The sequence below is a fragment of the Streptomyces sp. NPDC049627 genome (assembly GCF_044465645.1).
Classification (GTDB): Bacteria; Actinomycetota; Actinomycetes; order Streptomycetales; family Streptomycetaceae; genus Streptomyces.
In genome coordinates this window covers 172,589-187,064 of the sequence record NZ_JBITLW010000004.1, presented here as the reverse complement: position 1 = coordinate 187,064, position 14,476 = coordinate 172,589, and the positions used below count along the sequence as shown (strand labels likewise).

Below are 14,476 nucleotides of genomic sequence, written 5' to 3'. Positions count from 1 at the left end.
CCGAGCCAGAGCATTGCCGGGGTGAGTCACTTCGAGCACGCCTCTCTCCGGGCGACCGCGGCACTCCCCGCCGACCTGGACGAAGCCGCCCACCGCTGTCTCGTCGCCGGGTTCGACGGGGCCGCGAGCGTGCCGGACGCCCTCAAGGAGCTCATCGACCGCGGCCTGGGCGGGGTCATCCTGTTCACGCGCAACGTGCGCGACGCGGAGCAGGTGCGCCGTCTCACGGACGAGCTGCGTTCCCTACGCCCCGACCTCCTGGTCGCCATCGACAACGAGGGCGGCGGCATCGGCCACCTGGTGAGCGCCGGCGCCCCCGAGGTCCCCGGCTCCTACGCCCTCGGTGTCGTCGACGATCCCAACCTCACCGCCCGCTGCGCCGACGCCCTCGCCGGGCATCTCGCCACCCTCGGCATCACCGCCTCCTACGCCCCCGTGGCCGACCTCCAGCACCGCCCGGACAACCCGATCGTGCGCACCCGCTCCTTCGGCGCCGACCCCGAGCTCGCCGCCCGCCATCTGCGCGCCTGGATCACCGCCACCGAGGCCCGCGGCATAGCCTCGTGCGCCAAGCACTTCCCCGGCCACGGCGGCACCGTCACCGACAGCCATCACGGCATGGCGGTCGACCCGCGGACGTACGACGAGCTCCGCGCCGACCTCGAACCCTTCCGCGCGGCCGTCGCCGCGGGCGTGCCGATGCTGATGAGCGCCCATGTCGTCTTCCCGGCGCTCGACCCGAATCGTCCCGCCACCCTCAGCCGCCGCATCCTGGGCGACCTGCTCCGCCACGACCTCGGCTTCGACGGCGTCCTCGTCAGTGACGCGCTGGAGATGAAGGCGATCGCCGACGCGTACGGCGAGGCGGCCGGCGCGCGCATCGCCCTCGCCGCCGGGGCCGACCAGGTCATCGTCGCGGTGGGCGACCTGGAGGTCACGCTGGCCTGCCGGGACGCGGTGCTCGACGCGCTGCGCAGTGGGCTGCTCGCCCAGGAGCGCATCGAGGAGGCCGCCGGGCGGGTGCGGCGGCTCGCCGCCCGCTATGCGACGCCGCCCGCCGAGGTGGCCGCGTGGGACGCGAAGGCCGGTCTCACGGCCGCGCGGCGCGCCGTGCGCAGTCGGGGGGTGCCGCCCGCCGTGCGCGGAGCCCATGTCGTCGACCTCTTCCCGCCGCCGCACCCCGCGCTCAACTGGGGCGGCGAGGACCTGCTGACCGAGGTCCGCGCCGTCGACCCCACGGCGACGGGGACGGCGGTGACCGGGGAGTGCGGCGCGGATCCGGACGCCCTCGTCGACGGAATCCTGCGCCACTGCGGCACCGCACCCCTGGTCGTCGCCACCTGCGACGCGGGGCTTCATCCCTGGCAGGCGCGGCTGCGGGACGGCCTGCTGGCCCGGCGGCCGGACGCGGTCCGGGTGGACACCGGGCTGCCGGAGGGCGGCGCCCTGTGCTCGTACGGGCGCGGGCGCGTCAACCTGCGGGCGGTCGCCGAGGCGCTGGCGGGCGTCTGAGGCCGGAGGCCCTCGTTCCTACGGCGCTCAGGACGGTCGTACGACCTCCTTGATTCCTCGCGCCGCCAGGTACTCCGCGTCCTGCGCCCGCTCCGCCAGGACCACCGCCGGGCGAACCCCTTCCGCCCGCAATCGCATCCATGCCTCGAAGTACGCCCCGCCCGGACCGGACACCGACCGGGTGCCCGGCGTGCAGTCCAGGACCAGGGCGGTCTCGCGCGGCGGCGCGGAGCGGTTCGCCTCGCGCAGGTCGGCGACGGTCTCGGCGAGTGCCTCCGCGATCGGCTTGGGCCGGCCGGAGGAGTCGAACAGGCCCAGGGTGTACTCCAGTTCCGGGAAGTCGGCCAGCGACCGGTCCACGTCGTGGGAGCACCACCAGGTCACGCCCCACAGCCCGGCGCACTCGGCCGCGTTGCGCACGGTGGCGCGGGCGAAGTCCGGCGCGTCGGCGGCCGGGATGTGCGGTTCGGGCGCGCCCGTCTCCTGGACCCAGACGGGGCGTGCGGGGTCGGTGGCGTACGCCTTGGCCAGTTCGGTGCCGTACTCGGCGAGATGGTGGACCTGCGGCGAGCGGGGGCCGTAGCGGCGGGCGCAGTCACCGGAGAACACCCACGGGTGGACGGTGGTCAGGTCGCCCTTGCGGGCCGAGGCCTCGGGAGTGAAGGGGTGGTCGTCGCCGTACCAGGCGGCGTCGTACGCCGAGTGCGTGACCAGGCCGCGGCCCGCGCCGAGCCCGTCCCGGGCGGCGGCCAGCAGTGTGTCGAGGTAGTGGTCGACCTGGTCCGCCGTCACCGGGTTGTGCTCGACCAGGTTGTTGAGCTCGTTGCCGAGCTGGAGGCCGATGAGATGGGGGCGGCCCGCGAGGGTGCGGCCGAGGGTGCGCAGGAGGGTGGCCTGGGCGTCGATGGCCTCCGGGTCGGTGAACACGTTGCGGTGGTGCCAGCTGCGCGTCCACTCCGGGTAGAAGTCGAAGCTCGACAGATGGCCCTGCACGCCGTCCACGAGGACGTCGAGACCGGCCTCGCCGGCCAGGTCGACCAGGCGCACGAGCTGGTCGACGGCGGTGGTGCGGACGAGGGTGCGGTTGGGCTGGAGCAGCGGCCAGAGGTGGAAGACACGGACGTGGTCGAGGCCCAGGCCCGCTATCTGGTCGAGGTCGGCACGCGCGCGTGCCGGGTCGAAGTCGTGCCAGGAGTGGAACCAGCCGTGGCGGGGCGTGTAGTTGACGCCGAAGCGGAGCGTGTGGATGGGATCCTCCTCGGGTCCGGTCCTTGTCCGGTCCTTGTCCGGTCCTTGTCCTTCGCGAATGTATCAACCACCATGGGCGCCAATGAATAGTGATTTGAACCAAACCTCGGCGCTGTACGTCGTCGGCCTGGACGCCGGCGGCACCCGCACCCGCGCCGTCCTGGCGCCGCTGCGCGACGGCGGTCCCGAGGGCGAAGGCGTCGGCGGCCCGGGCAACGCCCTGACCGTGCCCGGCGCCCAGCTCACCGAGCACCTCGCCGAGGCTCTCGCCCACGCCGTCCCGGAAGCGCTGCGCAGCCGTGTCGTGGCCGTCGCGGGCGGGTTCGCCGGCGCCTCGCGGACCGCTCCGGACGAGCCGGGCCGCGTCAAGGCGCACGCCGCGCTCACCGTGGCGCTGAGCCGGCTGGGCATCGACGCCGCCTCGGTGGAGATCCACAGCGACATCGAGGCCGCGTTCGCCTCCGCGCCGGGCCACCCCGCCGACGGCCTCGCCCTGGTGGCGGGCACCGGCGCCGTCGCGGCGCGCATCACCGCACGCGCGTGCACCACGACCGCCGGCGGCGACGGCTGGCTGCTCGGCGACGACGGCGGCGGCTTCTGGATCGGACGCGAGGCGGTACGGGTGGCGCTGCGTATGGCGGACGGGCGGGGCGGGCCGACGGCACTGGCCGCGTCGGTCGGGCGGGCGCTGGGCGTGCCCGAGGACGTCCTGCCGGGCGAGGCTCCGAGGCCGTACGCCGAAGGCCCTCGCGCGTCGTACGCCGAAGGCCCCCGCACGTCGCACCACGAGAGGTCCTGGACGCGGGCCCGGCGCGAGGCCTACCGCATGCACGTGCTCCCGGCCGTCATGGCCGAGCCGCCGGTCCACCTCGCCCGCCTCGCGCCCTTGGTGACCGAGGCCGCCCGGGACAAGGACGTCATCGCCGCCGGGATCCTCGACGCGGCGGCCGATCACCTCACCACCACGCTCCGCGCCCTGGAGCCGCGCTCCGGCGAGCGGATCGTCGCGACCGGCGGCCTGCTCGGCCCGGACGGACCGCTGAACGCACGGCTCACCGCCCGGCTGCACCCCCTCGGGCTGACGCTCGACCGGGTGGCCGACGGCTGCCGGGGCGCCGTCGCCCTGGCCCGTCTGGGGTACGAGGGATGAGCGGGCTCGCCGCGCGGCGGCACCCGGCCGACCTCCCGCCGACCCCGCTCTACCGCGATCCCACCGCCCCCGTGGACGCCCGCGTCCGCGACCTGCTGCCCCGCATGACCCTGCGTGAGAAGGCCGGCCAGCTCAACCAGCGGATGTACGGCTGGCACGCCTACCGCCGCACCCCCGACGGCGGCTTCGAACTCACCGAGGCCCTGTACGCCGAGACCGACCGCTTCGAAGGGCTCGGCGCCCTCTACGGACTCCAGCGCGCCGACGCCTGGTCCGGCGTCGACCACCCCGACGGACCCGGCGCCGAGGACGGCGCGGCCCTCGCCGAGCTGGTGCAGCGGCATGTCGTCGAGCGCAGCCGGCTCGGCATACCGGCGCTCTTCGTCGAGGAGGTGCCGCACGGCCACATGGCCCTCGACGGCACTGTCCTGCCCGTCAACCTGGCCGTGGGCGCCACCTGGGACCCCGAGCTGTACGAGCGTGCCGCCGCGCATGCCGCCGCCGAGCTGCGGGCCCGCGGCGGCCATGTCGCCCTCGTTTCCGCCCTCGACATCGTCCGCGACCCCCGATGGGGACGTACGGAGGAGTGCTTCGGCGAGGATCCCCATCTGGCGGCGCGGCTGACGGAGGCGCTGGTCCGGGGAATGCAGGGACCTGCGGACGCCTCCTTCGCCCCGGACAGGGCCCCCGTCGTCCTCAAGCACTTCGCCGGACAGGGCGCCACCGTCGGCGGCCGCAATTCCGCCGAGTCCGAACTCGGCCTGCGGGAGCTGCACGAGATCCACCTCCCCGCCGCCCGCGCCGGGATCCGTGCCGGAGCCGCCGCCGTCATGGCCGCGTACAACGAGGTGGACGGCATGCCCTGCTCCGGCAACCGTGACCTCCTCACGGGACTGCTGCGCGAGCAGTGGGCTTTCGACGGCATCGTCATGGCGGACGGCCTCGCCGTGGACCGGCTGGCCCGCATCACCGGCGACAGGATGTCCGCGGGCGCCCTCGCGCTCAACGCAGGTGTGGATCTGAGCCTTTGGGACGAGGGGTTCACGCACCTGGCGGAGGCGGTCGAACGGGGGCTGGTCAGCGAGACGGCTCTCGACGCCGCCGTCGCCCGCGTCCTGCGCCTCAAGTTCCGCCTGGGGCTGTTCGACCCGCAGCGGACGGCCACCGCACCCGCGCCGACCGTCGGCAAGGACCTCAGCAAGGAACTCGCCCGTGCCGCCGTCACGCTCCTGAGCAACGACGGAACGCTGCCCATCGGCGAGCATGTCTCCCGCATCGCGGTGATCGGCCCCCAATCCGGCACCACCGCCCACCAGTCGGGCGACTACACGGCACCCCAGCGCGAGGGTGTGAGCGTGCTCGAATCCCTGCGGCGACTCGCCCCGCCCGGCGTCGGCATCCGGCACGCCCGGGGCTGCGCCCTGACCGGCGGCGACCTCTCCGACATCCCCGAGGCGGTCGCCGCGGCCGCCGCCTCCGATCTGGCCGTGCTCGTCCTGGGGGGCAGCAGCGCTCGTACGCCCGAGACCGAGTTCGATGCCAACGGGGCGGCCCTGAGCACCGTTTCCGAGATGACCTGCGGCGAGGGTGCCGACCTGGCGGGGCTGCGGCTGGGCGCCGCCCAGTACGCACTGCTCGATGCGGTCGTCGCGACCGGCACTCCCACGGCCGTCGTGCTGATCCAGGGGCGCCCGCACGTCGTGCCCGACACGGCGGGAGCCCTGCTCACCGCCTGGTATCCCGGCCCGTGGGGCGGGGAGGCGATCGCCGAGGTGCTGTGGGGGCTCGCCGAGCCCACCGGACGTCTCCCCCTCTCGGTCCCGCGCTCGGCGTCCCAACTTCCCGTCTACTACAACCACAAGGACACCGAGTACGGCGGATACGTGGACGAGAGCGCCGAGCCGCAGTTCTCCTTCGGGCACGGGCTGTCGTACACGAGCTTCGCATTCGGCGAGCCACGTGCACGGGGGCGCACGGTCGAGGTCGACGTCGCCAACACCGGGGAGCGGTACGGGCGTTGCGTCGTCCAGGTGTATCTGCGCAGGCTGATCACGACCACCTGGCCGCGCACCCTCGAACTGTGTGCGTTCGAGGGTGTCGGCCTGGCACCGGGCGAGCGCCGGACGGTCGCGGTACGCCTCGGCGCCGACCGGCCGGCCGGCGCCGACGTCGTGGAGATCAGGGTGGCTCGGTCGTCGCGGGACGCGCTGACCGCCGTACCGCTGCCGCTGGACCTCAGAGCTTGACGGCCCCCGCCGACACGCCCTTGTAGAACCACCGCTGGGTGATCACGAACAGCACCAGCACCGGGATCACGGAGATCACCGAACCGGCCATCACCATCCGCTGGTCGTAGCCGAACGACGAGCTCTGCAGCCGCGACAGACCGAGCGTCAGGGTCATGTTGCCTTCGGAGCGCAGCACGATCAGCGGCCACAGGAAGTCGTCCCAGGCGCTGATGAAGGTGTTGATGACGACGACCAGGACGGCGCCCCACGCGGACGGCAGATAGAGGTGCCGGAAGCGCTGCCACTCGTTCGCGCCGTCGAGCATGGCCGAGTCCTCGATCTCACGCGGGACCGCGAGGAACGCGGCGCGCATGAGCAGGACGTTGATGGCGCCGACGAAGCCGGGCAGCCACACGCCGGCCAGGCTGTCCACCAGGCCCAGGTCGCGGACGCTGAGGAACAGCGACACCATGATCGACTCGAAGGGGAACATCATGGAGGCGACCAGGACCACCCATACCGCCTTGCGGCCCTTCCAGCCGGGCTTGGAGAGCATGTAGCCGGCCGTGGTGGAGAAGACCAGCTGGCTGGTGATCGACAGGACGACCACGATCAGGCTGTTCCTGATGTACGTGGCCACCGGCACCTGGTCGAAGACCGTCCGGTAGGCGCGCAGGGTCGGGTCGTGCGGGAGCAGGGTGGCGTTCGCGCCGAAGACGTCCTCGCTCGTGCTCTTGAGCGAGGCCAGCAGCTGCCACAGCAACGGGCCGACGGTGAGGCCGAGGACGAGGAACAGCAGCAGATAGCGGACGATCAGTTCGCGGGGGCGGCCGTAGTCCCGCCAACGGGGCATGAGGCGGCGGCCCTTGGGCGCGACGGCGGTCGTCGTCATGCCTCGTCCTCCTTCGTCAGGCGCTGCGCCAGTAGGGTCAGCCCCAGCGTCAGCAGGAACAGGGCCACGCTGACGGCCGAGCCGTAACCGGCGTTGCCGGTGATCGGGTCCAGGCCGACGTCCCGGATGTAGAAGGGCAGGGTGCGGTCGGCGCCGCCGGGGCCGCCGGTGGAGCTGCCGAGCATGTAGATCTCGGTGAACACCCTCAGCGAGCCGATGCCGGTGAGCGTGCCGACGAGCATCATGGCCTGCCGCACGCCGGGCACCGTGATGTGCCAGAAGCGGCGCACGGCGCCGGCGCCGTCCATGGCCGCCGCCTCGTGCAGCTCCTTGGGCACGTTCCCGAGTGCGGCCAGGTAGAAGACCATGTACCAGCCGAGGCCCTTCCACAGGGTCAGGCCCATCGCGGACAGCAGGATCAGCCAGGAGTCCGACAGGAACGGGATCGCCGACCTGATCAAGTGGGCTTTTTCCAGCCAGGTGTTGACCAGGCCGTCGTCCGCGAGCAGCCACTGCCAGCTCAGGCCGACGACGACGCTGGAGGCCAGCACCGGCGTGTAGAAGGCGGAGCGGAAGAAGCCGATGCCGGGCAGGTTCTTCTCCACCAGGACGGCCAGCAGCAGCGGCAGCAGCACCATCAGCGGGACGACGATCAGTGCGTACAGGATGCTGTTGCGGGTCGCGAGCCAGAAGTCGTCGTCCTGGAGCATCCGCGTGTAGTTGTCGAGTCCGACGAAACCCGCGGCACCGCCCAGCGGCTTGGCGTCGGTGAACGACAGCAGCACGGTGTTGATGAACGGGTACACCCCGAACACCACCGCGCACCCGATCGCGGGCGCGGTCCACAGCCAGGGCAGCCACCAACGGCGGTACATGGCCGCCCCGTTGGCGTCGGCGGCGGGCCCCGGCAGCAGTACGCGCAGGCGGGAGGGGCGCGCGCCCGGCGCGGAGGCTGTGCGCTCCGCGCCGGGCAGGGGCACCGGCTTCGTGATCTGTGCCGTCACCGTCAGCTGCCCTGCTTCAGCAGCTCGTCCGCCTTCGCCTGGGCGTCCTTCACCGCGTCCGCGGCGCTCTTCTTGCCCTGCATGGCCAGCTGCACCTGGGAGACGATGGCGTTCTGCACGGCCGGGGAGAGGTTGGTCTGGTTGGTGTCGGCCGTCTTGAGCTGGTCGGCGACGAGCTTGCGGGCCCGGGAGAACGGGTCGTCTCCGGTGACGTTCTGGAAGAACGGGTCGTTGAGCGACCGGGTGGTGGTCGGGAAGATCACCACGTTGGGGTCCTGGCACCAGGCCGTCTGGTTCTCGGCGTTGGTGAGGAATTCCGCGAACGACAGCGCCGTGGACGCGTTCTTGCTGGTCGCGGCGACCGAGATGTACTGCGGGGCACCGGCGGAGGCGCGGCCGAGCGCGTCGTAGGGCTGCTGGCCCACGGCCGTCCTGTCGTAGACCGACGGGCTGTTCTGCTTGACGAACCGCACGAAGCTCGGGTTCGTCGAGCCGTACGCGACCTTGCCCTGGCTGTAGAGCGTGGACGGGTCGTTGCTGGAGGACAGCGAGTCCTTCGGCATCGCGCCCGCCTTGTACAGCTTCGCCATCCAGGCGACCCACTGGGTGGTGCGCGGGTCGTCGGCGAAGACGGCGGACTTGCCGTCGGCGGAGAGGACCTTGATGCCCATCTGGTCGAAGTCGGACGGGATGCGCCAGATCGGGTTGGCCATCGTGGCGTAGAACGTTCCGTCGGAGGCCTTGGCGATCTTCTCGTAGTCGGCGAACAGCCCGAAGATGCTCGTCGGCGGCTTCCGCGGGTCTATTCCGGCCTTCTTCAGCAGGTCCTTGTTGTACGTCAGGACGACCCCTCCGGTGTACCAGGGCAGCGTGGTGTGGACCGACTTGCCGGAGGCGTCCTTGAAGGTGCCGGACTTCCAGAACGACGGGACGAAGGGCTTGTACGCGTCGGGGTCCTTGGTGCCGACGTCGAGCAGGTAGCCGGCCTTGGTGAGGGCCGTCGCCGTCGGTGCGTTGACGTTGATGACGTCCGCCATCGTGCAGGCCTGGGCGTCGGCGACGGTGCGCGTGGTGAAGGTGTTGTCGCCCGGGTCGTCGATCCACTTGACCTCGGTGCCGGGGTGGGCCTTCTCGAAGGACTTGATCACCCCGTTGAAGAACCCGCCGAAGTCTTTCTTCAAGTTGGTCGTCTGGAAGGTGATCTTGCCCTTGACGTCCCCGGTGAGTCTGCCGGACCCGACGTTGCCCTTGTCCACCTTGCAGCCGCCGGCCATGGCCTCCCCGTTGCCGGAACCGCCGGACAGGCCGCATCCCGCGGCCGTCAGAGTCAGGACCACGAGACAGGCAAGGGATCCGGTCAGTCTTCTCGCGCGCATGTGCTGCCCTCCTGGCTGGTTCAAATCACCAACTTGGAATCGGATTGATGAAAATGTGGACCAGAATTCATCGGAGGTCAATGGTTTGCCGTGTTGCGTTTGGGTCCCGCGGGCCTGTGCGGGGCGCTCAGTGCCGGTGCTCGTGATCCGGGTGCGAGGGGTCGCCGGGGTGCTCGTGCCCCGGGGCGTACTCGACCCCGGTCCGTGCCCGGTCCAGCCAGTCGAAGAAGGCCCGCCGCCCGGCCGCCCTGCGCAGCTCGCCCGTGATGTCCTCGCGGACGTGCTCGTACGGCAGGAAGTCCGCGGGCGCGGCGATGGCGCCGAAGGGGTCGACACCGCGCCTGAGTGCGTCGGGGGTCAGGAAGCGGTCGCGGTTGCGGTCGTAGTAGTCGTGTACGGCCGCCTCGGGGACGTGCTGCTCGCTCTCCAGCTCGGCGAGCAGCAGGCGCGCGGCGGGGGAGTGGGCGAGGGCGGCGGCGACGATGCTGCCGAGGTCCGCGACGTCGCGCTCCGCGGGGGGTGCCGCGATATGCCGTCGATCGGGTGCGCCGCCGTCGTGGCTGGTCGCGCAGTTCCCCGCGCCCCTTGAGGGCGTCGCCGGACCGCGTCCGATCAGCCCACGCTCCGCACAGGCCCGCCGCGCGAGTTCGTCGGTCACCACGACTTGTGTCCCCCAACGGCGTCGCTGCCGCTCGGCCCGGGCAAGCGCCTCCGGACGGGTGTCGCGGTCGCGGGGCGGAACCGCATCCAGGAAGGCGTCCACACGTTCCCTGGGGACCACCTCACCGAGCACTCGAGCCGCGTATTTCCCCGTCACGGCGTCACCTCCAGCTCCACGGCCTCCGTGTACGCCACGCAGCCGTGCCAGCCGACCTTGACCATCAGCCAGTACGACCCCGGCGGCACCGACCCGCCGTCCACCTCGATCGCGCACTCCGTCTGCTCCCCGCCGCCCACGGTGAATCCCTGGCAGCCGGGGGCCACGCCCGCCCAGGTTCCCCACGAGGAGACGGCCCACAGGGCGCCGCTCACCGGCCCCCGGGTCCGGTTGCGGAGGGTCACCGGGATTCGGGCCCGTTCACCCCGGCGTACGCTGATCCGCTCGACTCCGAGTGCCGTGACGAGCGTGGGACCGGTGTGCCCGTGCGCTACGTCCAGCGCCACGACGTCCTCGTACGTCTGCCCGCCGTACGCCAGTCGTGCGGCGAGCCAGTGCCGGCCGGGCTCGGCGTCGGGCGGGGGTGCCACCGTGATCTCGGCGACCGTGAACCCGCCGGGGCCCAGCGCGTACGGCAGTTCGGAGGGCGTCACGGACCAGGCGGGCGGGACGTGCAGGGTGACCGTGCCGGAGGCCGACGCGTCGGTCAGTTCCGAGCTGACCCGGACCGTCGCCGTGACGGGGCCGTCGGCGACGGTGAGGGTGGTGGGGGAGACGTAGACCGCTACCGGCATGTTGCCGCGCGGGGCGGGGCCGGAGTTGTGGAGCCAGTAGCGGGTGGGGACGGGCTGGGCCGGTTCGTGGGCGCAGATGCCGGCGCCGGGCGAGGTCTTCGGGCCCTCGGCGGGCGTGGCCGGCACCGTGGCCACCTCGAAGCCGGTCAGCCCGGCCGCCAGCACCCCCTGCCCGTCCGGCGTCAGCGGCTCCCCCCGCCTCTCCAGCACGTCCGCCCGCGCCCCGTCCGTCCACTCCCGCGGCCCGCGCACCCGCGCCCGCACCGGCCGCCCGTTCACCTCGTGCATCCGCACGACGACCCCGCTCCCCGGATCCGCCGCTGCCACGCTGCCCCGAGCGAGCGGCGACCCGGCCGGCTTGAGCGCGTCGAGCAGCACCTCGCCGGCAGGTTCGAGACCCAGCAGCACCGCCTTCCGGGGCAGTACGGCATCCTCGGCGGCCGTCTGCCGCAGCCGGGCCGTCAGCGGATGGTTGAAGGCATGCCCGGCCTGCGGCAGCCGCAGCTCCCGCCAGTCGCCCGAGCCCGCGACCACCGCGTACGCGAAGGTGTGGGACCAGCGCTGGAGTTGGAAGGCGGACCCGTCGGGCGCGGTACGCCGGGGCGGATCGACCCAGATGCCGGAGGGCCAGCCCGTGCAGGAGCGCATCAGGGACATGTAGAGGTCGCCCGACGACGTCACCACACAGCCCGGCGTCCCGCGGTTCAGGACGGCGAAGCTGCGCCCGTCCCACGCGTCCCCGGGCGGCAGGGCCTCGCCGCCGCCCGCCGCCGTGGCCCGCAGGACCGCGTCGTCCAGGTCGGCGATCAGCGCGTCGACGGCCTTGGCGTCGTCCTCGGGGCGGGCGCCCGCCACCACCAGCAGCGGCAGCCGCTCCAGGTCGCGCAGGTCGGCGCCGGGCACCCACTCCTCCCGCAGGGAGGCGCGCGGGGCGACCCAGACGGCGGCCACCCCTCGTTCGGCGAGCTGCCGGCGCAGTTCGCGGCCGGCCGCCGGGTCCCAGCCGAGGGCCTCGGCGACCACGGAGTTGTGTTCGGGCGCCCCGACCGCGATCCGGATGTCGGGCAGATTGGAGTCGACCTCCAGATCGCCGTAGCGCGGGCCCCCGGCGATCGTCGAGGTCGCCGTCACGCCCACGCGCACCAGGGCCGCCGCGAGCGCGGTGCCCAGTTCACCGGCGTCGTCCCAGGACGCGTACACCAACTCGGCGACACCGATGGACCGTTCGCCGAGGGGCTGCCCGGAGGCGTCGGCCACCGCGACCCGCGCGGTGGACCCCAGCCCGAACCAGGTGTTGGCCGGATTGTCCAGCGTCCACGGGAACCGCTCGCTGTCCACCTCCACGAACCCGAACCCGCGCCCGATCACCGCGTCGGCCACCTCGTGCACCGGCAGCCCGCCGCGCACGTCGGAGGGCCAGCGGACCCGGATGAGGCGGTCGGCGCCGTCGTAGCCGTCGAGGGTGGTGGTGAGGTCGAGGCGGTCGACGCCCCTCCAGAGGGTCAGCTGTTGGGTGTATCGGAACAACCCGAGATCCGCGCGGACGGTGATCCGCGATCCGGCGGGGGAGTGCTCGACATCGATGTCGGCCGTGACGTCCCGGCTGCGGGCGGCCGTGGTGCCGGTGGGGGTGAGGTGCCAGGGGCCCTCGCCGAAGCGCGGGTGCCTCGGGTACTCCTCCTGGACCACGAGTTCGTTGCCGATGTCGCCGGGGCGCAGCAGTTCCCGGCCGCCCTCGCCTTCGCTCAGCGCTCGCAGACTGCGGACGGCGCCTCCGCGCGCGGGGTCGACCGTCACCTCGTAGAACTCGTTGCGGATGGTGGCGCCCTCGCCGCGCGTCCACTCGGGGACCGTGCCCCCGGCGAGCGGGAGTGCCTTGAGACCCATGCCCGGCACCTCCGGCACGACGACCCGGAGTTCGCCGTCCTCCCGTACGGCGGGCAGGGGCAGCCCGGTGTCGTCCAGCGGGACCAGCCCGGGGTCCTCGACCGCCAGCACGTCCCGGCGCTCCCAGGTCGCCGCGTTGAAGACCACCAGGTCCGGTGTACCGCCGGGGAGTCGGGCGACCCGGCCGGCCAGGGCGTCGGTCGCGTCGGCGTGCACGGCCTCGGCGAGGTCGTACAGCTCGCGCCAGCCGGTGAGCAGGTCGATGTAGACCTGGTCGGACTCCGAGCCGGTGATGGCGTCGTGATGGGCGCTGTAGATCAGCTGCCGCCAGGCCTTGTCGAGCGCCGCGTCCGGATACGGGTGCCCGGTCACCAGCGAGGCGAGCGTCGCCCAGGCCTCCGCGTCGGCGAGCAGCGTCTCGCCGTGGCGCTGGGCCTGCTTGGTGTCGATGTAGGAGACGTCCTTGCCGGTGTAGACGGGGTTCATGTCCCGCGTCTGCGGAGACGCCGTGCGGCCCTCGGACTCCAGCTCCGCTCGCACGGCGGCGAAGAAGTCCCGGGGGATGCCGCTGATGAAGCGCGGCCAGACGTACCGGGCGTTCCAGTCCCGGTGGATGTCCATCACCCAGCGGCAGGGCGGCGCGTAGTCACCGCCGACCGGCAGCAGCACATTGCGGGTGAGGGCGACCTGCCTCAGCCCCTTGAACAGCTTGAACGCGGCCGCCTCCGCCTCGGGCAGGGTCGGCGCGTTGTCGATCGCCCAGCCGGCGCCGTAGTGGTTGACCATATAGGCGGTCAGCAGCCCGCGCCCGGACGGGGCGATCCAGCTGAACTCTGCCGGGAACTGCATCCGGTTCGGGTCGCGCGGCTCCTCGCCGAACACGGAGAGGGTCGGCCCCCACTGGTGGAAGGGGCCGCGCGCCCACGAACTGGAGCTGACCCCCGCGTCCGCCATCAGCCCCGGGAACTGCGGATCGTGCCCGAACGCGTCCAGCTGCCAGGCCGTCTCCGGTGACGCTCCGATGATCCCGCGCTGGAAGCCGTCGCCGTACAGCGCGTTGCGTACGGTCGCCTCGGCGCCGGTCAGGTTGGTGTTGGGCTCGTTGTAGGTGCCGCCCATGATCTCGACGCGGCCGGTGCGGATCAGCTGGCGCAGGAAGGCGCGCTCCTCCGGGAAGGCGTCCCAGTAGGGCTTGAGGTAGTCGACCTCCGCGAGCACGAAGGTGTACGCCGGATCGCGGCGGGCCAGATCGCAGTGGGCGCGCACCAGGCTCATGCCGGACCGGCCCCGCGAGTCGAAGGTGCGGGCGGGCAGGCCGGTCGTGGCGGGGTCGTCCGCGACGTCCCAGGTCTCGGTGTAGGCGGCCTGGGTGTTCCACCAGACGGGGTCGTAATGGAAGTGGCTGACCATGAACATGGTCCAGCCGGGCTCGGCGGCGGTGAACTCGCCGGTCCGGACGGCGACTTGGTCACCGTCGGCTGCGATGACCGTCATGGGGCCGCTGTCGCCCGCGACCGGTATCTCGGCGCGTACGGTGCCGTCGTCGCCGACGGTGACGACCGTCTCCCCGACGCTGCGGACGCCCGGTCCTTCGACGGTGAGGCGGACCGTGCGGCCCGGGAGGTGCTCGATCCGGGCCGCCACCACCTGATGCGGCTGCTCGGGGGTGCCGACGAACAGCTCGGTCGACTCGACAGAGGTGACGCGCATGGGGCTCCTACGAGTGC

The 14,476-nt window shown here is 72.7% G+C and carries 8 protein-coding genes and 1 pseudogene; 3 read left to right on the top strand and 6 right to left on the bottom strand.

The annotated features are described in order from the left end of the window. Positions 1-21: 21 nt before the first annotated feature. Positions 22-1,512 carry a glycoside hydrolase family 3 N-terminal domain-containing protein gene (locus ACIBU0_RS12790; RefSeq protein WP_398815991.1) on the top strand — a complete coding sequence of 497 codons (1,491 nt, stop codon included), beginning with the start codon at positions 22-24 and terminating at the stop codon, positions 1,510-1,512. 27 nt (positions 1,513-1,539) lie between these two features. Here ACIBU0_RS12790 and ACIBU0_RS12785 read toward each other — a convergent pair. Further along, positions 1,540-2,834, bottom strand: a pseudogene (locus tag ACIBU0_RS12785) (glycosyl hydrolase). Positions 2,835-2,842: 8 nt separating this feature from the next. Between ACIBU0_RS12785 and ACIBU0_RS12780 the strand changes: the two are divergent. Further along, positions 2,843-3,910, top strand: a complete 1,068-nt coding sequence (locus ACIBU0_RS12780; protein WP_398815988.1) for a BadF/BadG/BcrA/BcrD ATPase family protein — start codon at positions 2,843-2,845, stop codon at positions 3,908-3,910. Next, on the top strand, positions 3,907-6,156 hold the full coding sequence (locus ACIBU0_RS12775; protein ID WP_398815985.1) for a glycoside hydrolase family 3 N-terminal domain-containing protein: 2,250 nt from the start codon (positions 3,907-3,909) through the stop codon (positions 6,154-6,156). The genes ACIBU0_RS12780 and ACIBU0_RS12775 overlap by 4 nt, the downstream gene beginning before the upstream one ends. On the opposite strand, the gene ACIBU0_RS12770 is transcribed toward ACIBU0_RS12775, so the two are convergent. The 5 genes from ACIBU0_RS12770 to ACIBU0_RS12750 all read right to left on the bottom strand — a co-directional run bounded on the left by ACIBU0_RS12770 (position 6,146) and on the right by ACIBU0_RS12750 (position 14,459). Next, a complete protein-coding gene (locus tag ACIBU0_RS12770; RefSeq protein ID WP_398815981.1) occupies positions 6,146-7,030 on the bottom strand; it encodes a carbohydrate ABC transporter permease in 885 nt (294 codons plus the stop codon). The two genes, ACIBU0_RS12775 and ACIBU0_RS12770, sit on opposite strands and share 11 nt — an antisense overlap. Then, a complete protein-coding gene (locus tag ACIBU0_RS12765; protein WP_398815978.1) occupies positions 7,027-8,034 on the bottom strand; it encodes a carbohydrate ABC transporter permease in 1,008 nt (335 codons plus the stop codon). The genes ACIBU0_RS12770 and ACIBU0_RS12765 overlap by 4 nt, the downstream gene beginning before the upstream one ends. 2 nt (positions 8,035-8,036) lie before the next feature. After that, positions 8,037-9,410, bottom strand: coding sequence for an extracellular solute-binding protein (locus ACIBU0_RS12760; protein ID WP_398815976.1), 1,374 nt, complete (start codon positions 9,408-9,410; stop codon positions 8,037-8,039). A 127-nt stretch (positions 9,411-9,537) separates the two neighbouring features. Beyond that, positions 9,538-10,227, bottom strand: coding sequence for a peptidyl-prolyl cis-trans isomerase (locus ACIBU0_RS12755; protein ID WP_398815973.1), 690 nt, complete (start codon positions 10,225-10,227; stop codon positions 9,538-9,540). Beyond that, positions 10,224-14,459, bottom strand: a complete 4,236-nt coding sequence (locus tag ACIBU0_RS12750; protein ID WP_398815970.1) for an NEW3 domain-containing protein — start codon at positions 14,457-14,459, stop codon at positions 10,224-10,226. Before ACIBU0_RS12750 ends, ACIBU0_RS12755 begins: the two co-directional genes overlap by 4 nt. Between the last annotated feature and the right edge of the window lie 17 nt (positions 14,460-14,476).

What these genes read in the sequence shown, in the direction of transcription:
- ACIBU0_RS12750 (WP_398815970.1), bottom strand. Translation starts at nt 14,459, where the DNA reads ATGCGCGTCACCTCTGTCGAGTCGACCGAGCTGTTCGTCGGCACCCCC.
- ACIBU0_RS12770 (WP_398815981.1), bottom strand. Translation starts at nt 7,030, where the DNA reads ATGACGACGACCGCCGTCGCGCCCAAGGGCCGCCGCCTCATGCCCCGT.
- ACIBU0_RS12780 (WP_398815988.1), top strand. Translation starts at nt 2,843, where the DNA reads ATGAATAGTGATTTGAACCAAACCTCGGCGCTGTACGTCGTCGGCCTG.
- ACIBU0_RS12760 (WP_398815976.1), bottom strand. Translation starts at nt 9,410, where the DNA reads ATGCGCGCGAGAAGACTGACCGGATCCCTTGCCTGTCTCGTGGTCCTG.
- ACIBU0_RS12775 (WP_398815985.1), top strand. Translation starts at nt 3,907, where the DNA reads ATGAGCGGGCTCGCCGCGCGGCGGCACCCGGCCGACCTCCCGCCGACC.